The organism is Myxococcus sp. AS-1-15, assembly GCF_020037055.1.
In the GTDB taxonomy this organism is placed as follows: domain Bacteria; phylum Myxococcota; class Myxococcia; order Myxococcales; family Myxococcaceae; genus Myxococcus; species Myxococcus fulvus.
This window is the reverse complement of sequence record NZ_JAIQDF010000017.1, coordinates 216,783-238,385: the sequence shown is the minus strand read 5'-3', so window position 1 is coordinate 238,385 and position 21,603 is coordinate 216,783. Positions and strand designations below refer to the sequence as shown.

General features: G+C 70.1%; 22 protein-coding genes. 7 read left to right on the top strand and 15 right to left on the bottom strand.

Going from position 1 to position 21,603, the window contains the following annotated elements:
- Positions 1–26 precede the first annotated feature (26 nt).
- Positions 27–524, top strand: coding sequence for a DUF6265 family protein (locus K8625_RS35925; protein ID WP_223747729.1), 498 nt, complete (start codon positions 27–29; stop codon positions 522–524).
- 18 nt (positions 525–542) lie between these two features.
- Here K8625_RS35925 and K8625_RS35920 read toward each other — a convergent pair whose 3' ends face one another.
- Genes K8625_RS35920 through K8625_RS35910 form a run of 3 tightly spaced genes read right to left on the bottom strand, consistent with a single transcriptional unit; the run spans position 543 to position 3,628 of the window.
- Entirely contained in the window at positions 543–998 is a 456-nt protein-coding gene (locus K8625_RS35920) for an Ig-like domain-containing protein (protein WP_223747728.1), read from the bottom strand.
- The gene (locus K8625_RS35915; RefSeq protein ID WP_223747727.1) at positions 998–2,182 is read right to left on the bottom strand and encodes a cytochrome c3 family protein; all 1,185 of its coding nucleotides are present in this window, start codon (positions 2,180–2,182) and stop codon (positions 998–1,000) included. Before K8625_RS35915 ends, K8625_RS35920 begins: the two co-directional genes overlap by 1 nt.
- Positions 2,183–3,628, bottom strand: a complete 1,446-nt coding sequence (locus K8625_RS35910; RefSeq protein ID WP_223785211.1) for a hypothetical protein — start codon at positions 3,626–3,628, stop codon at positions 2,183–2,185. It lies immediately after the preceding gene.
- Between the two features lie 66 nt (positions 3,629–3,694).
- Here K8625_RS35910 and K8625_RS35905 point away from each other — a divergent pair, with 66 nt between their 5' ends.
- Positions 3,695–4,879, top strand: coding sequence for a type II CAAX endopeptidase family protein (locus tag K8625_RS35905; protein WP_305070933.1), 1,185 nt, complete (start codon positions 3,695–3,697; stop codon positions 4,877–4,879).
- Positions 4,880–5,173: 294 nt separating this feature from the next.
- Here the strand turns inward: K8625_RS35905 and K8625_RS35900 are convergent, their stop codons facing one another.
- From K8625_RS35900 to K8625_RS35890, 3 genes are all read right to left on the bottom strand, one after another.
- A complete protein-coding gene (locus tag K8625_RS35900; RefSeq protein WP_223785209.1) occupies positions 5,174–5,389 on the bottom strand; it encodes a DUF5818 domain-containing protein in 216 nt (71 codons plus the stop codon).
- Positions 5,386–7,176: a S8 family serine peptidase gene (locus tag K8625_RS35895; protein ID WP_223785208.1), complete on the bottom strand. Its 1,791-nt coding sequence runs from the start codon at positions 7,174–7,176 to the stop codon at positions 5,386–5,388. The genes K8625_RS35900 and K8625_RS35895 overlap by 4 nt, the downstream gene beginning before the upstream one ends.
- A 161-nt stretch (positions 7,177–7,337) precedes the next feature.
- Positions 7,338–7,970, bottom strand: coding sequence for a serine aminopeptidase domain-containing protein (locus tag K8625_RS35890; protein ID WP_223747723.1), 633 nt, complete (start codon positions 7,968–7,970; stop codon positions 7,338–7,340).
- A 273-nt stretch (positions 7,971–8,243) separates the two neighbouring features.
- On the opposite strand from K8625_RS35890, the gene K8625_RS35885 reads away from it, so the two are divergent.
- From K8625_RS35885 to K8625_RS35875, 3 genes are all read left to right on the top strand, one after another.
- Positions 8,244–9,185 (top strand): hypothetical protein, encoded by a 942-nt coding sequence (locus K8625_RS35885; RefSeq protein WP_223747722.1) that lies wholly within the window; start codon positions 8,244–8,246, stop codon positions 9,183–9,185.
- 33 nt (positions 9,186–9,218) lie between these two features.
- Positions 9,219–9,644, top strand: coding sequence for a hypothetical protein (locus tag K8625_RS35880; RefSeq protein ID WP_223785207.1), 426 nt, complete (start codon positions 9,219–9,221; stop codon positions 9,642–9,644).
- A 102-nt stretch (positions 9,645–9,746) separates the two neighbouring features.
- Positions 9,747–10,169 (top strand): hypothetical protein, encoded by a 423-nt coding sequence (locus K8625_RS35875; protein WP_223785219.1) that lies wholly within the window; start codon positions 9,747–9,749, stop codon positions 10,167–10,169.
- A gap of 185 nt (positions 10,170–10,354) precedes the next feature.
- On the opposite strand, the gene K8625_RS35870 is transcribed toward K8625_RS35875, so the two are convergent.
- From K8625_RS35870 to K8625_RS35860, 3 genes are read right to left on the bottom strand one after another with little or no spacing between them, the layout of a single operon-like run.
- A complete protein-coding gene (locus tag K8625_RS35870) occupies positions 10,355–11,551 on the bottom strand; it encodes a class I SAM-dependent rRNA methyltransferase (protein ID WP_141324529.1) in 1,197 nt (398 codons plus the stop codon).
- A gap of 4 nt (positions 11,552–11,555) precedes the next feature.
- Positions 11,556–12,380: an HAD-IIB family hydrolase gene (locus K8625_RS35865; RefSeq protein ID WP_143097187.1), complete on the bottom strand. Its 825-nt coding sequence runs from the start codon at positions 12,378–12,380 to the stop codon at positions 11,556–11,558.
- Complete coding sequence (locus K8625_RS35860; RefSeq protein ID WP_141324527.1) at positions 12,380–13,537, bottom strand: hypothetical protein; 1,158 nt, start codon at positions 13,535–13,537, stop codon at positions 12,380–12,382. Before K8625_RS35860 ends, K8625_RS35865 begins: the two co-directional genes overlap by 1 nt.
- A gap of 80 nt (positions 13,538–13,617) precedes the next feature.
- On the opposite strand from K8625_RS35860, the gene corA reads away from it, so the two are divergent.
- Entirely contained in the window at positions 13,618–14,559 is a 942-nt protein-coding gene (corA, locus tag K8625_RS35855; protein ID WP_223747721.1) for a magnesium/cobalt transporter CorA, read from the top strand.
- Between the two features lie 20 nt (positions 14,560–14,579).
- On the top strand, positions 14,580–15,362 hold the full coding sequence (locus K8625_RS35850) for an alpha/beta fold hydrolase (protein ID WP_223785206.1): 783 nt from the start codon (positions 14,580–14,582) through the stop codon (positions 15,360–15,362).
- 5 nt (positions 15,363–15,367) lie between these two features.
- Here K8625_RS35850 and K8625_RS35845 read toward each other — a convergent pair whose 3' ends face one another.
- From K8625_RS35845 to K8625_RS35820, 6 genes are all read right to left on the bottom strand, one after another.
- Entirely contained in the window at positions 15,368–16,543 is a 1,176-nt protein-coding gene (locus tag K8625_RS35845; RefSeq protein WP_223785205.1) for a hypothetical protein, read from the bottom strand.
- Positions 16,540–18,003, bottom strand: a complete 1,464-nt coding sequence (locus K8625_RS35840) for a hypothetical protein (RefSeq protein WP_223747718.1) — start codon at positions 18,001–18,003, stop codon at positions 16,540–16,542. Before K8625_RS35840 ends, K8625_RS35845 begins: the two co-directional genes overlap by 4 nt.
- 173 nt (positions 18,004–18,176) lie before the next feature.
- The gene (locus K8625_RS35835) at positions 18,177–18,560 is read right to left on the bottom strand and encodes a hypothetical protein (RefSeq protein WP_141324522.1); all 384 of its coding nucleotides are present in this window, start codon (positions 18,558–18,560) and stop codon (positions 18,177–18,179) included.
- 36 nt (positions 18,561–18,596) lie between these two features.
- Positions 18,597–19,601: a dipeptidase gene (locus K8625_RS35830; RefSeq protein WP_223747717.1), complete on the bottom strand. Its 1,005-nt coding sequence runs from the start codon at positions 19,599–19,601 to the stop codon at positions 18,597–18,599.
- Positions 19,602–19,662: 61 nt separating this feature from the next.
- Positions 19,663–20,796, bottom strand: a complete 1,134-nt coding sequence (locus K8625_RS35825) for a serine/threonine-protein kinase (RefSeq protein ID WP_223785204.1) — start codon at positions 20,794–20,796, stop codon at positions 19,663–19,665.
- A 207-nt stretch (positions 20,797–21,003) separates the two neighbouring features.
- Positions 21,004–21,594 carry a hypothetical protein gene (locus K8625_RS35820; protein ID WP_223747715.1) on the bottom strand — a complete coding sequence of 197 codons (591 nt, stop codon included), beginning with the start codon at positions 21,592–21,594 and terminating at the stop codon, positions 21,004–21,006.
- Positions 21,595–21,603: the final 9 nt, after the last annotated feature.

Below are 21,603 nucleotides of genomic sequence, written 5' to 3'. Positions count from 1 at the left end.
TCAGCGGGGCATGGGAGGATGGGCGGATGACTGCTCGCCCTGCCCTCCTGGCCCTCGTCCTCGGTGCCTCCCCGCTTCTCGGCTGTGGCTCCACGCCGAACACCCGTGAGCCCGCCTCGCGTGAATGTGGCGCCTCCATCCACGACGTGGCCTGGCTGGCGGGGAGCTGGCGTCAGGACACGGCCGGCAACCTCATGGAGGAGCACTGGACGCCCGCCGCGGGCGGCACGCTCTTCGGGGTGAGCCGCACCATCGTCCAGGGCAAGACGGTGTTCTTCGAGTACATGCGCATCGAGGCGCGCAAGGACGGGCTCTACTTCGTGGCCCAGCCCATGGGACGGCCGCCCTCGGACTTCAAGATGCTGCGTTGCAACAGCAACGGCGTGTTGTTCGAGAACCCGCAGCACGACTACCCGCAGCGAATCTTCTACCAGCGCCCCACCGCCAACCGCCTCACCGCCCGCATCGAGGGGAAGAAGGACGGCAAGGAGGCGGGACAGAGCTTCGAGTTCTTCCAGATGTAGCCGCAGGCCCGCGAGGGCTCACGGCGCGCTGCGGAAGACGATGCGAATCTCGCTGGAGAGCGGGTTGCCCTCGTAGTCCGTGAGCACCGTGCGCAGCACCAGCGTGTACTGCGTGTTGGGCGTCAGCACGACGCCCTCGGCGAAGGCGGCCTCCACCGTGTACGGGACGTCGCCCCGCTCCACGTCCTCGTCCAACTCCGGCACGGGGGGCGCGGTGAGCACGAGCGGGAGCTCATCCCGGCCGGAGAACACCGCGATGCCCGGGCGCAGACTGCGAAGGTCCATGGCCTCGGAGAAGGTGACGCGCAGGGCGCCTCCCCTCGGCAGCGTCTCCCCTCCTCCCGGCGCCGTGGAGACGACCCGGGGCGGCACCGTGTCGCGCGGCAGGTAGATGGCGTCCCCGGGCTCCAGGCACCCGGAAAGCGCCGACAGCGCGAGCACGCCCGCGAAGAACCGACTCGAGCGCGCGCCCATCAGCGGCACCCCTTCTGCGCCAGGCTCTCCGACGAGTGGCACTTGAGGCAGGCGCGGTCATTCGCCGACGCCAGCTTCTTGCACGACTGCGCGAAGCCCGCCGGGTGCGGGTTGATCTGCCGCCGCGGCGACAGCTCCGAGTGGCAGCTCATGCACGACTCCTCGCGGTGGCAGGAGATGCAGCTGGTCAGATCCCGCGACGCGGCGATGCCGTGGTGCTGCGGTCCGGGCAGCTCCACCCACGTGGTGTAGTCCGGGTGCACCTTCTGGTTGCGCGGCCGCAGCGACTGGGCGGCGTCCATGCCCACGCCCGCGCGCTCGTGGCAGGCGGCGCAGAAGGACTGGGCGCGGTGGCAGCTCTCGCACCGGGGCGAGTTGGTCCGGGCCTGCACCGGGTGCAGGGTGATGAAGTCGTTGGGGTGGATGGACAGCGGCTTCTGCATGCCGTCATGGCACGTCTGGCAGTAGCTCTCGCTGTGGCACTGCATGCAGACCAGCCGGTCCGTGGACGCGCGGGCCCCGTGGTTGAACTCGAAGCGCGGGCCGTGGTCCAGGCCCAGGGGGTTGCCCTGCATGGGCCGCAGCAGGCCCGAGTCGAACGTCAGCTTGAGCCGGCCGGACGGCTCCGTCGGGTGACACGTGGCGCACGTGTTCGAGGCCACGGTGCCGTCGTGGCACTTGAAGCACGTGGCCATCTTCGGCAGCTGGTTTCGCGTGCCCAGCTTCACGTCCTTCATCTCGCCGTGGCACACCGAGCACTCCACCTTCTTGTCCACGTGCTGCTGGTGGCTGAAATGCAGGTTGGCCGGAGGCATGGACAGCTTCGCGGGCTCCTTGCGCACGGTGGCGTCGAAGCCCGGGTGGCAGGTGTTGCACGCGGACGGAGGGTCCGTGGGCTTGCCCTTCCGACCCGCCTCGATGTCGTGACAGGTCTCGCACTCCTCGTGGCCTGGGAGGTTCAGGTCCTTGGAGGACGCGCTGGCGCGGGCCGAGTCGTGGCACGTGGTGCACTCGGCGCCCGCCTCCAGGTGCTGGGCGTGGTCGAAGCGCAGCGGGACGTGCTGGGCGGGATAGACGGCCAGGCTGCGCTCGCGGGCCGTGGCGGCCCAGGCGACGCCGGCGCCCACCAGCATGGCGAGCGCGGCCAGGGCGAGCAGTGCATGTCGGTTCTGACGGTGAAGCATCTACAAGCTCGCCTTCAGGTCGAAGAGGAGGAAGGCCTTGGTGTCGGAGTCGGTGAAGGGATTGAAGTTCTGCTCCACCACCAGCGACAGCCGCGTCGCGCGCGTCAGGGCCCGGCTGGCCCACACCTGGGCGCCGTAGAAGTTGCCCCCCAGGCGCGCGTTGAAGCTGTCGAAGATGCGCGCGAAGGACACCCGCGCGTCCAGCGTGAAGCGCTCCCGGTCGAACGTGTAGCCACCGGTGAGGTCGCCCCAGAGCTGGTCTCCGCCGAAGCCCGTGCGGTACGTCACGTCCAGCGCCGAGCGGAACGCGCCCGAGCGCCACGCCGCGCCCGCCGCCCCACCGACGCTGGTGGACTCCGGCGCGCCCTCCGCGTCCACTTGCGAGGCGATGGCCATCTCCGGGTTGACGTTCTCGTTGTACCGGCTGCCCAGCGCCTGCACGTAGAAGCGCAGCGGGCCGGGGGTGAACACGTCCACGCGCACCCGCGCCTCGTCGCGCGGCGCCCACGCGAAGTAGTACCAGATGGAGTCCGCCGACAGCACGGGCGACAGGCGCATCACCTCCAGCGTCGTCGCGACGCGCGTGCCGTCCCAGCGCACCTGCGTGCGCACCTGGGCCACCTTGCCCTGCAGCACGTCGTAGTCCACGCCGGCCAGCGCGTTGAGACCCAGGCCCCGGCCATAGCGCGCCTCCACCGTGGCGCGCTCCAGGTCCGTCTTCCCCTCCACCATCGCCTTGCGGTAGCCCACCGCGGCGTTGAAGCCCTTCAGGTCCTCGAGCAGCAGCTTGGCGCCGAAGACGGGCTCCATCGAATCCAGCGTGGGGTCCGCGCCCGCCACGCCCTGGTCCAGCCGCCGCGAGTCGCTCTCCCGCGTACCGTCCGGCTGATACACGGACGAGCCCAGGAAGCTCGCGCCCTTCACCCACAGGCCGCCGTACAGCTCCGCGCCCAGGCCCATGCGCGTCACGTAGCGCGCGCGCAGACCATCGAACGCGATGATGTCCGAGACGTCCGTGTAGAGCTGACGGCCCAGCCGTCCCTCGAAGCCGCCCTTCGCGTAGCGCACGTACGCATGCAGCAGCTCCGCGTCCTCGGACTTCAGCCCGTCGACGCGCTCGGCCTCACCCTTGGGCAGACCGAAGTCCGCCCAGATGCGCATGTTGGACTCGAAGCCCAGGTCCTGTCCCGTGGCGAGCTCGAAGGCGTTGAGCCCCAGGTACTGGACGATTCGCCGCCTTGGCAGCAGCACCGGGTCGTCCGACGTGCTGCCACGCCACGCACGAATCTGGTACGCCTGCGCCTCGGTTCGCGCTTCCACCAGGAACGCCGACGCGTGCGACGTCGTTGCTCCCAGCCCCAGGCCCAGGGCACAGACGACGCCGAGGATTCGAGGGGGCTTCCACCACGTCCGCTGCACCGTTCGAGCCAGGATGTAGGACGTCAAGGTGCTGACAGTATAGAGAACCTGCTGTCGCGACAGTTCAGCTTTTCGCGTCAAGGAGACGACAAATTGGAAGATTCCGCCCCCAGCGACGCCGCGCCCCTCGGGCCGACGGGCCCCTCCGAGCCTCCCCTTCCGGAGCCCAGGAGCCCTCGGATGCTGGCGCTCGGCGGGGCGGCCCTGGCGCTGGTGCTCTTCATCCTGGTGGGCGGCTCCGTCCAGTTGCTCAACGCGGCCTTCGGCATCTGGTTCACCGAGGTCTTCATCTTCATGGCGCTGGGGTGGCTGCTGCCGCGCCTCGGAGGATGGAAGCCCGCGCTCTTCACGGGGCTGACGCCGCTGCATCCTGTGTCGACGCTCTTCGGCTTCCTGTTGGGCATCGCCAACTTCTTCGCGCTGGTGGTGCCCATCCAGTTCACCGCGCAGAAGCTCGCGCCCGAGTGGATGAAGGAGATGTTCGATGGCTCGCGGCTCTTCGAGCAGCAGACGCCGGTGGAGCTGGCCATCATCCTGGCGGGCGTGACGGTCGCCGCGCCCATCTGCGAGGAGCTGTTCTTCCGAGGCGTCTTCCAGCGGGGCCTGACGCCCCCGTCGCCGCGCTCACCCACCACGGCCCTGGTCATCTCCGCGGTGGTGTTCAGCGCGTTCCACCTGGACCCGGTGGGCTTCGTGGCGCGCGTGGAACTGGGCCTGCTGTTCGGCTGGCTCTACCTGCGCACCGGCTCGCTGTGGCCCGGCATCGCCGCGCATGCGGCCAACAACCTGGTGTCCTCGGCGGCGTTCCTGGTGGCGAAGTCGATGGGCACCGAGGCCGCGGACACGGACACCAGCCCCCAGGACGTGCTGATGCTGGCGAGCCTCGGCTGGGCGGGAGTGCTCGCGCTGCTGGGCATGTCGCGGTGGGTCCCCGTCTGGGGCACCGGCATCGCGGTGAGCGACGCGCGCGCGCGGGAGACGAAGCCCGTGCCGTCGCTGGCGAAGCTGGTGCTGCCGTGGGTGATGGCCGCGACGGTGTCCCTGGTGCTGCTCGCCGTGGTGGACCGGCGCGGCATCGCGCTCAACCTCCATGACGTGGCCCACCCGCTGGCGCCACTCAAGAAGGACGCGCCCGCGGGGCTCCAAGCGGAGCGGGAGTCGTTGCAGGAGCTCCGCGAGGCCGTGCGCCGGGGCGAGGCTCCGCTGGAGGCGTACAGCGAGGAGCGCACGCGTCAGGCGCGCGCGCACAAGGCCGAAGGCGGTACCAAGTCGCCGTGAGCGGGCGCGAAGCCAACGGTTGGGCGCTGATGGGCGCCGCTCACTGAACGACTTGCGTACGTGGTGCCGCCACCCCGACGCTGGCGGCCCTCATGCCATGGAGCAAGCGCGGTTCGGCACGTCGCCCTGACGCTGGTCGTCTCGGCGCGGCGTGCCACCGCACAAGACAGCGCACCCACGAGCCCATCACGGACAGGAGCGCTGGCGAAAGGTCGCGCCTGGCCCATATTCGCGGGCCAGCACCTGACGTCTTCCGCGACAAGCGAGGACCGGAGCGAACCCCGGCCCCCCACTTCAGACGAAGCGATACGAGCTCACGTGGAAGACGGGCCCCACCATCGCGGCGGTGAGCACGTCCTTGTCCACGCGGCCCTCGGCCTCGATGCGGTGGCCATCCTTCTTGATGTGCCGGTCGCCACCCGCGAGCTGGTACGTGGTGCCGTCATCGGCCTCCAGCACCCAGACGCCCGTCTCGAGGTCGCGGAACACCACGCGCCCGGTGAGAGTCACGGCACGTCCTCACGCTTGAGCATGGCGCGAGCGACGATGAGGCAGACGACCGTGTTGAAGCCCAGCCACGGCTTCGCCAGGAACGCGAAGGGCATCCACGACAGCGCCGGAGCGCCCGCCCACGCCGAGTACGCCAGGAAGCCCGCGAAGCCCAGCGCGAGGCCACCCACCGCCGAGCGCATCCCCTTCCATCCGATGGCGGGCAGCGACAGCAGCACCGGGATGAGCGCGCTGTAGAACAGCGGGTTCACCGTGCGGCCCCGGCCGAAGATGATGCGCTCCCAATCCGGGATGGGCAGCGAGGCCATCTCCACCACGTCTCCCGCGGCGCCCGCCGTGCCCATGAACCAGGCGCGCACGAAGTACACGCCCACCGTGGAGAGCAGCAGCGGCACGAGGAACGCTGGACGCAGCAGCGCGTTGAGGTACCCCGGGCGCTCACGGCCGCGCAGCGTCAGCAGCACGAAGGCCAGCAGCGCCAGCGCCCAGTACAGCGGCGGCCAGCGCGACATGCCACCGCCGAGCGACGCCAGCGACGCCTCCGCGTTGAGCAGGCCGTGCCCGTACTGCTCGGTCCACGCCTGGTCCGCCACCTTCGTCGCCCCCGCGTACAGCGCCTTCTCCACCTCGTCGGGCCCCTTGGCGCCGGCCGAGTACAGCATCGCGGCCACCGCGGCCACGTGCGGCGTGGCCATGCTGGTGCCCTGGTACGAGGCGTAGACGGAGCGCGACACGTCCCTCGGGTCGATGGTGTTCTGGATGATGCCGCCCGCGTCCCCACGGCGCTTGTCACCACCGGGCGCGGCGATGTCCAGCTCCTTGCCATAGGACGAGTACGGCGCGAGCGAGCCCTCCGGCCCCACCGCGGACACCGCCACGGCGCCGGGATAGGCCGCGGGGAACTCCACGTGCGCGCGGCCGCCGTTGCCCGCAGCCGCCACCACCGTGACACCCTTCTTGCGGGCGTACTCCACCGCCTGGGCCATCACCTGCGAATAGCCACCGCCGCCCAGCGACATGTTGATGACGTTGGCGCCCTTGTCCGCCGCGAAGCGGATGGCGTCCGCGATGTCCGCCGTGGTGCCACCGCCGAAGTGGTTGAGCACCTTCACCGGCATCAGCGTCGCCTCGAAGGCCACGCCCGCCACGCCCTCGCCGTTGTTGGTGGCCTGCGCGATGGTGCCCGCCACGTGCGTGCCGTGGCCGTGGTCATCGTTGGCGTGCTCGTCGTCGTTGACGAAGTCGTAGCCGGCCACGAACTTCACGCCCTTGAGGTCGGGCACCTGCTTGAAGTCCTCGTGGTCCTCGTACGCGATGCCCGTGTCCAGCACGGCCACGACGACGCCCTTGCCCCGGCTGCGCTCCCAGGCCTTGGGCATGTCGATCATCTGGAGGTTCCACTGCCGCGCGTACTCCGGGTCATTCGGCGTGAAGCTCGCGCGGACCTCCATCAGCGGCTCGGCGGCCTCGACGCTCGGGTGCCGGCGGATCTTCTCCAGCACGCCCGCCACGTCGTCCACGCCCACCGCCAGCGTGAGGGCCTCGTCGGCGCTCTCCACCGAGTTGAGCTCCAGGTCCACGCCCCAGTCGGCCTCCCAGGCGTCGAACTCCGCCTTGGTGGTGCCGTCCTTGAAGTCCACGACGATGGCGTGGGGCACCACATCCACCAGCGAGGCGGGAGGCGGCGCAGGGCGCTCGGCTTCGCTCTGGGCGGACTTGCACGCGGGCGCCACCGTCACGGCCAGGGCCAGCGCGGCTCCGCCCAAACTCCATCGCACCATCCGCATCGGGTTGCTCCTTGAGGAACGAGGCACGCTTCCGGAAGACCCTACGAACGAACGGAGAAACGATTGGGTCTGCACGGACAGTCTGTACGCCCACTCTCCCGGCGTGCAAGTGCGGGAGGCTGAAGAAATGTGAAGAAGTCCGCTGGGTTGCGGAGCATCGGTCAACCGCCGGAGAGGCGCTGGAGCCAGGTGGACAGGGCGTGCCCCACCTGCGGGAGGTTGCGCTGGAAGGTGGCGCCCGCGTCGTCGATGACCTCGAAATCCCCCCCGGCCCGGGCCACCGCCGCCGACACCGCCGCCCGAGGCATCCGTGCGTCCCCCTCCCCCTGGACCACCAGCAACGGGCACGTCACGCGCCCCAGCACCGCCGGGTCCACGTCCGCCGGCGCGACCAGGCACAGGCCCCCCACGGCGGGGAAGCGCGCCTGGAGCGCCAGGGCCACCTGCGCGCCGCCGTGCAGCGACGCCACCGCCACCGCGCTCGTGCCGGCCGTCTCCAGGAGCACCCGCATCGCCGCCTCGGCGTCCTCGAGCAACGCCAGGTCCTTGCCCCGCTTGCCCTGGCTCGCGCCCACGCCCCGGTGGTTGAAGCGCAGGGTGGGAAAGCCCGCGCTGGCCGCCGCCCAGGCGAGCTCCGCGGCGATGACGTGATCCATCCCCCCACCCTCGTCCGGCCGCGGCGGGATGATGAGCAACGGAGGCGCGCGCTTGCCGCGATGCGCCGTGCCCTCCATCACCTCCGCGCCCACGGGGATGAGCGTGGAGCGCTCCAGGAACTGACCTTTCTGGACCATGGAATCCACCATAGGAGGGCGGGCGCCGGACCGATACTCCTGCCCGCACCGCCCCTCGGAAGACCTCCAACCCTGGAGATCGCCTCGGGTTCGGCTCGGCTTCCCCGCTTCACTCGGGATGTGACGCGACAAGCCACCACGACGCACCGCGTCGGAATTGAGTGTTTGGAGCGAATTACCTCGTTCGTGCGCAACTTCGGACGGCTTCCTGGGACAATGGGGCAAGGACGTCATCTTCCATCCCCCCGTCGTAGTCCGCAGGAGCCCTCCAGCATGAGCACCATCGAGCGTGGCCGCCCCGTCGTCGGCACCACCCCCCGGACCCCTGTTGGCCGCACGTCGGAAGTGAACACCGTGGCGACGCCGGCGGTGCAGCCGAGCGCGGCGCGCGCGAACGCGGTGGTGGATGGCTTCGAGAGCGGCAAGGCGAGGGGCACGGCGACGGTGGCCGGTGTCTTCACGGCGCCCCCGGGCTCGAAGGACAAGGTCTACGACGGCAAGCTGGTGGGCGCTGGTGGCCAGACGTTCGAGCCCGGCACGCCGCTGAGCGACATCCCCGCCTTCACGCCGAAGAACAACCCGAACGCGACGGCCACGGTCATCTACACCAACGGCATGCGCACGGACCTGGCCAAGCAGACGGCGGAGCTGCAGGCGCTCGCGGACACGACGGGCATGCGCACCATCGGCATCCACAACTCCACGCAGGGCACCGTCGCCGACCTGTTCCAGGCTGTGAAGGACAAGCTGGACAAGGGCACCAACCCGGCCGTGGATACGCTGGCGGACACCGTCTACAACGAGCTGAAGGCGGGCCGGGACGTGCACCTGGTCGGCTACAGCCAGGGTGGCCTCATCACCTCGCGCGCGCTGTCGGATGTGGCGCGCCGGCTGCGCATCGAAGACGGGATGACCAAGGAGCAGGTCGAGCAGACGATGAGCAAGCTGAACGTGGAGACGTTCGCGGCCGCCGCCTGCACCTATCCGGACGGCCCCAACTACGTGCACTACATCAACAACCGCGACGCGGTCCCCACGCTCTTCGGTCTGGGCGGCAAGGGCTGGAGCCCCGCGGACATGCTGCGCCACGCGGGCAAGGGCGCGCAGGTGCACTACTTCTCCGAGGACACCGTGTTCTCGGGCGCGCACTCGCTGGTGGGCACGTACCTGAACCACCGCGTCCCGTTCGAGCAGGCTCGCGCCGGCCAGTTCTGATGGCCCACACGCCAGTCGTGGTAAACCACCACCATGACGCGTGACGAGGCCACTCAACTGGTGCAGGAGTATCTTCGGGCTCAGGGCGTCCACCTGAGCCCCGGGCTCAATCCCAAGGGGCTCGGTGGAGTGTCGGTGGGCGAGGCGCAGCTGTACTTCGAGCACTCCGAGGACACCGGCGAGCTCAAGTGCAGCGCCCTCATCTATCGCTTCCGTGACGCGCCCCGCCCCGGCGTCCTCGAGGGCTTCCGCTCCGAGCAGGCCGCAGGCACGGACGCCGGCGGTGGTACGGTGGACTTCGAGTCGGAGAGCAAGAGCCTCTTCCTCAGCCGCTCGTACCAGACGCCGCCCATCGACCTGGTCTTCGCCTCGGAGCTGAGCAAGCTCATGGCGGCGAGCCTGCGCTGGGGCAGCGAGGTGTTCGAGCGCGTGGCCTCCAAGGTCATCCCCGCGAAGTGACGTAGGAGGGCTTCGGACATGGCGCTCGCGTTCTCCCGCCACCTGCAGTGGCTCCTGTCGACCATGGGCCTGGCGAAGCCCCCTCCCCCACCGGGCGGCCCGATGACTCGCGAGGCCGCGCGGGAGCTCGTGCGCTGGTATCTGCAGACGCAGGGCGCGGGGATGAGCGAGGGCCTCAACGCGCAGGGCTTCGGCGGCGCGATGGTGGGCGACGCGCAGCTCTACTTCGAGCACCACGAGGCGACGCAGACGCTCGAGTGCAGCGCGCTGGTGTACCGCTTCCGCGAGGACCCGAAGCCGGGCGTCATCGACGGCTTCCGTCGTGAGGCCGAGGAAGGCACCGACGCGGGCGGCGGCACCGTGGACTTCGAGACGGAGAACAAGAGCCTGTTCCTCAGCCGCGACTACACGCAGCTGCCCTCGGGCTCCGCCTTCACGAAGGACATGGAGCGGCTGATGAAGGCCAGCCTCACGTGGGGCACCACCGTGCTGGACCGCGTGGCGTCGCGCGTCTTCGGGACCTGAGCGCGGCGCAAGTCCGCAAGCCGCATACCTCGGCTTCTCGCGCCTCGCAGCAAGCCAGGGTGGTGAGGCACCGGCCGGAGCACGGCCACTCGCCTGGGGCACGCACCCTCCCCGACCGGGAGGGAGCGACACTCATCCCCCAAGCTCCGCGGCGCCCCCACGCGACGGCGAGCAGCAAGCGCGCGTCAGACGGCCTGCAGCACGTAGAACTTGAGGTACTTCCCCTCCGGGAACTGCAGGCGCACCGGGTGGTCTGGCGGCTGGTAGCGCTCCTCGACGAGCGCCAGGTCCACGCCGGCCTTGAAGCCCGCCTCGCGCACCGCGCCCATGAACTCATCCGGGCTCACGCGCGCCGAGCACGACGCCGTGGCCAGCAGCCCACCGGGCCGCAGGATTCCCAGCGCCTGACGGTTGAGCGACGCGTACCCGTCGATGGCGGCCTGCACCGCGCGCTGACTCTTGGCGAAGGCGGGCGGATCCAGGATGAGCAAATCAAACGTGCGGCCCTCGTCCTTGAAGGACTGGATGACCTTGAACACGTCCGCCGCGAGGAAGTCGTGCTTCTCCGCGGGCAGCCCGTTGCGCGTGAAGTTCTCGCGCGCCAGGGCGATGGCCTCCGGGTCCAGGTCCACCGAGAACACGCTGTTGGCCCCGCCCAGCGCCGCGTTGACGGAGAAGCCGCCGCTGAAGCTGAAGCAGTTGAGCACGTCGCGGCCCTTGGCCAGTCGACGGATGAGGTGACGGTTCTCCCGCTGGTCCAGGAAGAAGCCCGTCTTCTGTCCTCGCCACACGTCCACCATGAAGGTGACGCCGCGCTCGCGGATGGCGATCTGCTCGGGCGCCTCCGGGCCGTACAGCATGCGCCCGGTGCCTCGGCCCTCGTCCTCCTCCACGTCGTCGCGCGCCACCTCGTCGCGGCCGACGATGCCCTTGAGCCCCGGCACCCCGGCCTTCAAGGCCTCGATGATGAGCGGCCGGTACGGCGTCAGGCCGGCCGAGTACAGCTTCATCACCGCCCAGCCCGCGTAGAGGTCCACCACCACGCCCGGCAGGCCGTCGCCCTCGCCGTGGATCAGGCGGTAGCTGTCCGTGTCCGTCAGGTCGATGAGCGACTGGCGCTCGGCCAGCGCCTGGCGCACGCGCCGGGTGATGAAGCCCGCGTCCACCGTGTCCCGCGAGTCGCGCGTCAGCACCCGCACGGCGATGGCCGAGTGCGGATCGTAATACCCGCGCGCGACGAACTTCCCGTTCTCCGTCAGGTCCACCACGCTGCCGGCGGGGATGCGCGGCACGTGCTCCAGCGCCTTGCGGAACACCCACGGGTGCCCCGCGCGCAGGTGCCGTCCCAGTCCGCGCGCCAGCTCCAACTTCACGACATTCACGGTGTCACTCCTCACGAGCCCTTCGGCTCCGCCGGGCCAGCAGCGTCCGGGCCAGCTCCTCGAAGCCCTTGCCCTCCGCCGCCCGGGTGATGAAGGCCGGCGGCGCGTCGATGCGGTCCAGCACCGCGCGCACGTTGGCCACGCCCACTCCCAGCTCGAAAGCCTGGAACATCGGGGCGTCGTTGAAAGAATCCCCCACGTACACGTAGCGGCCGTCCCGGGGCTCCAACTTCTCCCCCCACGCCACCCGCGCGAATCTCCGCGTCGCGCTCAGCTTGTCGAAGCGGCCGAGCCAGCAATTCACATGCACCGACGAGCGCACCGCCGTCACGCCGCGCGCGTGCAGCAGCGACTCGATGCGAGCAGCACCCTCCTCACCGAGGCGGGCCTCCTCGTTGTAGTCCACGGCCAGGTCCACTTCCGTGTACGCGCTGTCCACCGACAGCCGCGCGCCGGGCACCTGCTTCAACACCCGGGCGACCTCGGCCTGGAGCCTGCGCCGGTTCGCCACGCGCTCGGCGGGCGCCTCCAGGTACACCTTGCGCAGCCCTCGCTTGCCGCGCAGGAAGAACAGGCCGCCGTTCTCCACGATGACGCCGTCCACCGGGAGCTGTCGGGCCCACGCCTCACCCCACCCCGCCGGACGACCGCTCACCAGCACCACGCGCAGCCCGGAGTCGGACAGCCGCTCCAGCGCTCGCACGGTGTCCGAGCGCAGCTTGTGGCCCGTCGTCAGCGTGCCATCCACGTCCGTGAAGACGCCCTCGACACGGGACAGGTCCGCCTCGCGCAGCGGGCGCGGCGTCACGACCTTGCTGGAGGCCGGCATCACATCACGTCCAGTTGGGCGAGCAGTCCCTGGAAGATCTCGATGGTCGCCCCCAGCTCAGGGCCCGTGAGCTGGGCCAGCGGCTGCTTGCGCGCCTTGCGCAGGAACGCGTCCATGTCCGACGCGCGCCCGTAGAGCGCCTGGGCCGCCTGGGCCGCCTCGGCGAGCAGCCGCGCGGACACCGGCGCGTCCTCGTCCACCAGCGACAGGGCCCGCTCCAGCTTCACGCCGCAGGAGGCCCACACCTCGCGGTCGTGGATGATGAGGATCTGCCGCTGGTTCACCGCGGACAGGCCGCGCACGAAGGTGTCCAGCTCGCTGACGACCTTCAGCAGCTCCTCGCGCGAGGGGTTGGCGAGGATGGCCAGCCGCCCCACCTCCGCGCGCATCTCCACGATGTGGCGCTTGTCCTGCGCGCGCAGGTTCCGGTACGCGGCCGTGCGGCCGAACGCGTCCATCTCCGTCTGGAGCTGCTGCGCGTTCCACTGCACGTCCTGCGCCTCCGCCTCGCGCACCTTGTTGAGCCGCGCCGTCAGGATGCGGCCCAGGTCCGCGGAGATGGCGCGCACCGTCACCGCGGCCTTCACCTCCGCCTCGTGGCCGGGCACCACCTGCGCCCGCGTCACCTCGCCCAGCGTGCTCGCCGTCTCGAACACGAGGTTGCTGACGCGCTCACGGAAGCTCGAGCGGAAGCGCTGGATCTCCGCCAGCAGCGTCCACCGGTCGCTCACCACGGACGGGTTGCGCATGGCCTCGCCCAGCTGCGTGATGCCCTGGGCCAGCTGCGTCATCGCGTCATGCATCAGCATGCCCGGGTCCTTGGTGCCGCTCAGGACCAGGTCGGCCAGGTTTCCACCGGGCTGCGCGGGGAACTGCACGCGGATGACGTTGAGGAGCGCGTTGACGTCCATCACCGTGTCACGGATGACGGGCGCCATCTCCTCCCAGAGGGAGAGGTCCGGGCTGGAATCCACCACGGGCGTCTCGTACTTCACCAGGTCCATGTCGCTCAGCCGGGCGATGGCCTGGGCGGCGGCGGCGTACACCTTGCGCAGCCGGCCGGCGAAGGCGCCGTCGGGGTGGGCCTGGAGGATTTCTTCGAGCCTCGGAGTCAGGGAGGCCTGCGGGTTCTCGGCGTCTGCGGACACGGGGGGCACACTCTAGCGCTCGACTTCCGCGCGGGGGAGTTCTAGCACTCGGACCGGGGCCGCGCCGCAAGGCCCGGGAGCGCTACGGGATGATTCAGGTCTGTCTGCTGAAGGACGGAGCCCTCTTCACCGGGGGTGAGGAGCTGCTCGCCGAGGAGGGGCGCAAGTGGATCGACGTCCTCCAGCCCGACGAGGCGCAGATGGCCCGGCTCGCCGAGCGCTTCGGCCTGCACAAGCTGGCCGTCGAGGACTGCCTCCACCTGGACCAGCGCCCCAAGCTGGAGGAGTACCCCAACCACGTCTTCGTCGTGCTCCAGGGCTTCAGCGCGGGCAAGGACGTCTGCCAGCTCACCCTCCATGAGCACCACTTCTTCCTCGCCAAGGAGTGGATCATCAGCGTGCACGAGCTGCCCTTCAACGGGCTGGAGTCCGTGAGACAGCGCGTGCGCGCGGACCCTGCCACCACCCTGGGGCGCGGCACGGACTTCATCCTCTACCTGCTGGCGGACGGGCTGGTGGATGCCCAGTTTCCCATCCTCGACACGTTCAGCGACGAGCTGGAGGACCTGGAGGTGGCCATCTTCGAGCAGGTGGAGAAGGCCCAGTTGCAGCGCATCTTCGAGCTGAAGCGGATGCTGGTGCAGCTGCGCCGGGTGCTCTCCCCCCAGCGCGACGTGGTGGGGCTGATGGCGCGACGAGGCATCCCCCACGTCGACGAGCGCTCCACGCTCTACTTCCGCGACGTGTACGACCACCTGGTGCGGCTGTACGAGCAGATCGACGCGGGCCGCGACATCCTGGGCAACGTGATGGACGGCTACCTGTCGATGGTGGCCAACAAGACGAACGACATCACCAAGCAGCTCACCATCTTCGCCACCATCTTCCTGCCGCTCTCGTTCATCGTCGGATTCTTCGGACAGAACTTCGATGCGCTGTCGGGACGGGGCTCGTACATCGCCATGTGGGTCTCGATTGTCGCCCTGCCCGTGTCCCTCTTCTTCTGGTTCAAACGCAAGCAGTGGCTGTGAGGCCGCTCGCTGGAGGATGCATGCCGACCGTCACCGTGAATGGCCTCTCCCTGCACTACCGCGACGTGGGCCAGGGCCCGGCGGTGGTGCTGCTGCACGCCTTTCCCCTCAACGGGGAGTCCTTCGATGCGCAGGTGAATGCCCTGTCGGGCCGCTACCGCTTCATCCTCCCGGACACGCGGGGCTTCGGCGGGAGCGGGCTCGGCGAGGGCCCCACCCTCATGTCCCTCATCGCCCAGGACACCCTGGCGCTGCTGGATGCGCTCGGCATCGACCGGGCCGTGGTGGGTGGAGTGTCCATGGGTGGCTACGCGGCCATGGCGCTGCTGCGCGAGGACGCGGGGCGGGTTGCGGGCCTCGTGTTGATGGACACGCAGTGCACCGCGGATGACGACGCGGGCAAGGCGCGCCGCGAGGCCTCCGCGAAGGAGGCGCTCGAAAAAGGCGTGGAGCCCGTCATCCAGGCCCTGCTGTCCAAGCTGGTCGGCTCGGGAGCGGATTCACCCGTGGGTCGCGCGGTGGAGGCGCAGATGCGCGCGGCCTCGCCCCAGGCCATCGCCGCCGCCCAGCGTGGCATGGCGCTGCGTCCCGACAGCAAGGACATCCTGGCGCGCTACGCGGGGCCCGCGTTGATGGTGGTGGGAGAGCACGACGCCATCACCCCGCCCGAGAAGGCGAAGCAGATGGCGGACCTGGTGACGGGAGCCCGGCTGGAGGTCATCCCCGGCGCCGCGCACCTGGCCAACCAGGAGCAGCCCGAGCGCGTCAACGCGGTGCTGGACTCATTCCTCGCGTCACTCTGAGGAACTCAGCGCCCACGGGTCGCCAGTCGGCGGGCCTCCTCGAGGACATGTGCCTTGAGGAGATAACCGAAGCCCGCGTTCTGGATGCGGGTGACGAGCTCCTGACGGGTGGAGCCCATGTGCTCGGCGACCTCGTCCAGGTTCCACTGGGATTGGGCGAGCCGTTGCAGCAGGTAGGCGCGACGCGTCTGCGCCGCGGAGAGGCGGTACGTCTTCAGGTATTGAAGCGTGCCGTCCTTGTCCACGATGGCCTCGCCCAGGTGGTTCTCCGCCGACGGGACCAGGCTCGTGTGGAAGCGCTGCAGGAGATACGGGCCGGCCTCGTACACCTTCTGTGACGACACCTCGACGCCGAAGAGGCCTCCGGCCATGAAGCCGTGGAAGGCGCCCCAGTCCTCGCGCATGCGCGTCACCTCCGCGCGCAGGTCACCGAGGCTCGACACCCGCTTCGCGTCCAGTGGCGTCCACAGCTCGACGACCTCCTGGAGATAGCCGTACTGGAGCAGCAGCTCGCCGTAGAAGTCCTCGAGCAGCGTGCGGTGCAGGACGCGGTAGTCGTCGGGATGCGAGACGACGAAGGCGGACAGCAGCTCATCCGCGTTGAAGAGCAGCAGGCCCACCTGCTTCTCGTGGACCTCGAAGGTGCGCAGCGCCCCGTCCAACACCGAGCTGAGCCACCCGGGGACGGAGGACTCCATGCGGGGATTGAGCCCGTAGGTCAGCGCGTCGCGTGAGTACTCCGACCAGGCGATCTCCGGCCCGCCGAAGTGCTGCGCCAGGAAGCCCTCCATCGCCAGATGCAGGGGCAACATGCGCAGCTGGTTCTTGTCCTCGCGGTGCACCATGCGGTGCAACAGGCGCACCGGGACGGGGCCGGCCATCACCTTCTTGCCGTCACGCGCGTTCAGCCGCGTGCCGTAGACGGCGTCCGCCTGGCGCTGGCCCCAGCTCACCACCATGCCGTGCGGGACGTAGGAGATGTACTTGAGGCCGCGGCCCTCGAGCTCACCCTCCAGGGACACCACCGCCGCCCACTCCGAGTACTCGCGGCGCGCGAAGCGCAGGTCGTCCCGCACCTCGTCGCGGAGCACCGGCACCAGCCGCATGCGGTTCCACGCCTGCGCGGGCGCGAAGCGCAGCCCGTGCGCCTCCAGTCGCCGGATGAGTCGCGTGTCGCTCATGCCTCCACCTCGTCCGCGCCTTCATGCACCTGGGGCTTCAGCCACGAATCCACGCGTCCGGACAGGTAGCGCTCCAGCTCCGCCAGCGACGCCGTGCCCTCCGCGAAGCGCGCGAACCCGAGCACCGTCGGGACGTCCTCGGCGTCTCGCACGCCCACCGTGGCCACCGCTCCGCCGAACGAGCGCGGCGCGTACTCCTCCGCGTCGAAGACGGGATTGACGTGCACCAGCGCGGTGCGCCGGTCCCGGTCCAGGCGCTCACGGAACACCCGCGTCAGCTCCGCCACCGCGCCCGGCGGGTCATTGTCGTAGCCATCCGAGACGATGACCACCAGCTCCGCGCCCCACTCCAGCGCATCCAACAGCGGCGTGGCCAGGTCCGTCTGCCCGCGCGCCGACACCGTCAACGGGTCCTCCACGGGCTCGCCCGTCCAGAAGGCCCGGTACTCCCGCGCCGCGGAGGACAGCAGGTAGTGCGTCGCCAGCGCCACGGCCAGCGGACGCCGCCGCTTCTGCAGCGAGCCGGACGTCGAATAGCTCCGGTCCAACACCGCCGCCACCTTCCCCAACGCGGGCTTCGCGCGCGCCAGCACCCGCGCCGCCGAGCCCTCCAGCGCCGTGTGCAACTCCTCGCGGCGAGAGGCCCGCGCCTCCGCCTTCAATGACAACACATACAGCGCGAGCTTCGTCAGCGGCGCGCGGGACAGGTCCACCGCCGGCTCCACGCCCCCCTCGCGCGCGGCGGACTCCTGGAGTCGCAGGCGCTCCGCCTGGGTGAGGCGCGGCTCGATGCGCTGGAGGAACACGTCGCGCGGGACGCCGTGCTTCTGCGCCAGTCCCTCCGCCACCGTGTAGGGCAGCTCGTAGAGCGCTTCTTGCGCGAAGTGCGCCCGACGAAAGGATTCGAACAGCGGCTGGGTGAAGACCCGCTTCTTCCAGCCCTTGAAGAGGAACGGCCCCAGCTCGCCCTCCAGCTTCACGTGCCCGTGCACCACCGCCGCGCGCAGCTTGGAGCGGTACTTCACCGCGTCGAAGGAGAGGTTCGAGCGCCCGGCCAGGTACTCCCGGACGATGGCGCGGCTGCGGCGGTTGTTGACGTGCCGCGAGCGCAGCGACTCCAACACCCGGAACGCGCGCTGCGTGGGCAGCCGGCGCAGCGCCGCGGCGATGAGGGCCCCCTCCTCCGCTCGCCCGGCCGGGTCCACGGGACTGCCGGCGGCGAGCAGGTTGAGGATGATCTGCGCCTGGTTGAAGTGGTTGATGCCCGCCGCGAGCGTGCGGCGGTAGAGGCGCCGGTAGTTGCCCAGGATGTACTGGTGCAGGAACTCGATGGAGACCGACTGCCCGCGCGCGTCACCGTAGAACTCCCGCTGGCCCGTGCAGGAGAAGCACGCGTTGACGAACATCACCAGGTCCTCTCGGGCGACCTGTTCGATACGGACTTCTGCGGGCAAGGCCATCGCGCGCACTGCCTCCGGGAAGACGAGAGGAGCGCCGCTCGGGGAAGAGTGAAACGACCAGCGTGTCAGGCTCCAAAGGCTTGAATCGGAAGTCGCATCGGAGTCCCGCGAGCGGCGCGCCGAGGCTACCACACGTCGCGCGCCGGGGACTCCTGACGTCCGCCTTCACCGCCTCACGGCTGGCACGACACCTCGGTGTCCTCCACCACGCAGGAGGTGCACGAGGCCGTCTCCACCAGGATGCCCTCGCGGCACTCCAGGATGGCCTTCCCGTCCTGACGGCACAGGCCCCGCCCCTCGGCGCTGGCCGCGCACGCATCCCCCGGGCCGTTGCCGGAGGTGTCACAGCGCACCGCCTCGTCAGACTCGCGGCACCCCAGCGGGCCCCGGCACGGCAGCTGCCGCCACTTGCCGGAACGACACTCCAGGGCCAGGACGGCCTCCTGACAGATGAAGCTCCCCGGTTCGTCGCAGTCGTCCCCCGAGCCGGGGCCACCGCAGGCGGTGAGGAGGAGGGAGCCAACAGCGGACACGAGTGCGAGGAAGGAGCGGTTCATGGGCTGAACCCAATATTTCGAGCGTCCCGCTCCCGGTCAACCACCCAGTGTCGACTGGAAGAAACGCCGGAAGTTTCCGCCCATCACACGTTCCACCCAGGACTCCGGATGGCGGCGCAGCAGTGCCGTGGTGAGCAGGCGCAGGTCCGTGACGTCCTTCATGCCCTTGGGCAAGGGCACCATGCCGTCGTAGTCCGAGCCCAGGCCCACGCCCTCCTCGCCCATGACGTCCACCGCGTGCTCGATGTGGCGAACCACGTCGTCCACCGAGTCTCCGCCCAGGTACACGGGGGCGAAGATGATTCCCACCACCCCACCCCGGTCCGCGATGAAGCGCAGCGAGGCGTCGCTCAGGTTGCGCCACCCGCCCCCCGCCGCGCGCACCCCCGTGTGCGAACAGAAGTAGCGCACCGAGGGATGGGAGAAGAGGTTCTCCAGGGTGCGCTCGGAGGCGTGCGCCACGTCCACGCTCAATCCCAGCCGGGCCATCTCCTCCATCACCTCGTGGCCCAGCGTCGTCAGCCCCCGGTTGCCCATCATCGGGAACGAGGAGCCGCCCAGGTCATTGTTCGACAGGTGCGTGAGCCCCATGAAGCGCACGCCCCGGCGGTGCAGCTCCGCCAGCCGCTCCACCTTCCCCTCGATGGCGTGCCCGCCCTCCACGCCCAGCACCGCGGACAGCCGCCCCTGGGCCAGGTTGTCGTCCAACACCTGACGCGAGTCGGCCACGCGCACCGTGTCCCCGGAGCGCTGGCAGAACTCCGCCATGCGCTCGAGCTGCCACAGCGCCCGCGTCCACTCGCTGGCGCGCGCCTCCCGAGGCCAGCCGCGCCACGCGGCGAACACCGGGAAGCCGCCGATGAAGGGGAAGCCCCGGGTGACGATGGTGAAGCACTGCAGCTTCACCCCCGCCTCCCGCAGGCGGGGGAAGTCCACGTGCCCCTCGTCGGAGCGGACACACAAATCCCGGTTCCACATGAGGGAGTCCGCGTGTCCGTCCGCGATGCACCAGCGCTGGTGGAGCTCGTTCACGTCACCCATAGGTGCCTGAGTCTGCCCATCCCACGGCCCCAGACAAGCACCCTCCGACCCACGCCGGGCCTCATGTCCCGGTGGCGATGACGCCACGGGGGAAGGCGAGCCCGGCCAGCGCGTCCTCCGGGGACAGCACGTCCGCGGCCTGCCCCCGGGAGCGCGCCTCCTGGCGCACTTGCAGGGCCTCCCGCGCGGCCTCCGGCGGGCCATACGTGTACCCCCGCCCCGCCAGCACCCCACGCAGCGCGTCCCGCAGCTCCAGCGCCGTCTGGAAGCGCTCCTCCGGCTCCCGGCGCAGCAGCCGCGCCAGGATGGAGCGCAGCGGCGAGCACAGGGACCGCGTCGCATGCTCCACGTGCTCCGGCGCGAAGCAGGCCACGCGCGCCGCCATCAACGGCAGGGGCAGCCAGCTGGGCGACTCCGCCTGGAGCACCTCCGCGTCCGCGTGCGGGCCGGCCGCGAGCGCCGCGCGCTCCACCGGCTCCAGGTCCAGCAGGTGCAACCCGGTGGCGAGCTCCAGCAGCACCACGCCCAGGGAGAACAGGTCCGAGCGCCCGTCGACCGGGCGGCGCAGCAACACCTCCGGAGACGCATACGCCAGGTCTCCGCGGACCACGTGGCCTTCGGTGGCCACGCGCCCCGGCAGCCGCGCCCACGCCAGCGCGAAGTCCGCCAGCTTCACGTGGCCGCGCGCGTCCAGCCGCAGCGTGCGCGGGCTGACGTCCCGGTGCACGAGCCCCAGGGGCCTGCCCCGGTCATCCTCCAGCGAGTGCGCGTGGTGGAGCGCGTCCGCCAGCTGCTCCCCCACGTAGGCGGTGAAGGCCTCCGAGAGCGGCCGGCGCCGCAGCGCCGCGAAGCTGATGAGCGTCTCCAGGCTCTGGCCCTCCACGTACTCCATGACGAGGTGGGGCGAGCCGTCGTGCACGCGCACCAGGAACACCCGCGCGATGGACGGGTGCGACAGCCGCATCAGCAGCTTGACCTCCTCGCGCAGCCGCGCCCGACCGAGTTCGTCCTCCGCGTCCATCAGGCGCTTGATGAGCACCAGGTCGCCGGGCGAGTCCGCGTAGTGCCTGCGGGCGAGCAGCAGCTCCCCCGAGCCACGCGAGCCCAGGTAGCGGATCAACTCATAGGACGTGGCGCCCGCGGAGAAGAGGATGAAGGGTTTGAGGGAAGGCTGGTCCGGGTGGTGGGTGCCCATGCGAAGGACGGCTCCTGGTGCGAAGGACCTCCCCAGGGTTGGGAAGGCGTGAGGAAACCTCACGCATCCTCCCTACCATCCAGGTCCGACACGCACTTCCGACCCTTCAGAATGGATTCAGGGAAAAAAGGAAACGGCCCCCACCGGAGTGGGAGCCGTCCCTGGGCCGCCCGTGAGGAGACGAGCCGCCCGACCGCGCCCCGTGGGTTACTTGGTGGGCGTCACGTTCTGCGTGACGTTCAGCTCGCGGACCACCATGTCCTTGCCATCCATGACGTACGACGCGCGGACCTGGTCACCCTCCTTCAGATCACCCAGCTTCACCTCCTGGTTGTTCTGGAGGATGCGGCTCTGGTCGTTCGTCTTCAGCTTGAGCTGACGGTTGTTGGAGGTGTCCACCACCGTCAGCGAGCTGCCGCTGGTGGAGAGCACGCGACCGGACACGTTGGTGGTCGCCGCCATGGCGCCCGCCGTGCCGGAGCCGCCCTGGGCCAGCTCCTCGTTGCGATCACGCTGCGCCTCGGCGAGGTCCGCCTGCTCATCGCGGACGTCCTCCTGGGCGCTGGCGATCTCCTCGTTCGCCTCACGCTGGGACTCGGCAATGTCCTCCTGCGCGTTGCGCTGGGTGTTCGCGATGTCCTGCTGCTCGTCCTGGCGAATCTCCGCCACCTCCTGGCGGGCTTCGCTCTGCGCCTCGGCGACGTCCTGGCGCTGCTCCGCCACGTTGTCCCGCTTGCTGCAACCGGTCACCATCGCCATCGCCGCGACCGCACCGACCGCCATCATGAGCTTGCGCATGTTCGTCCT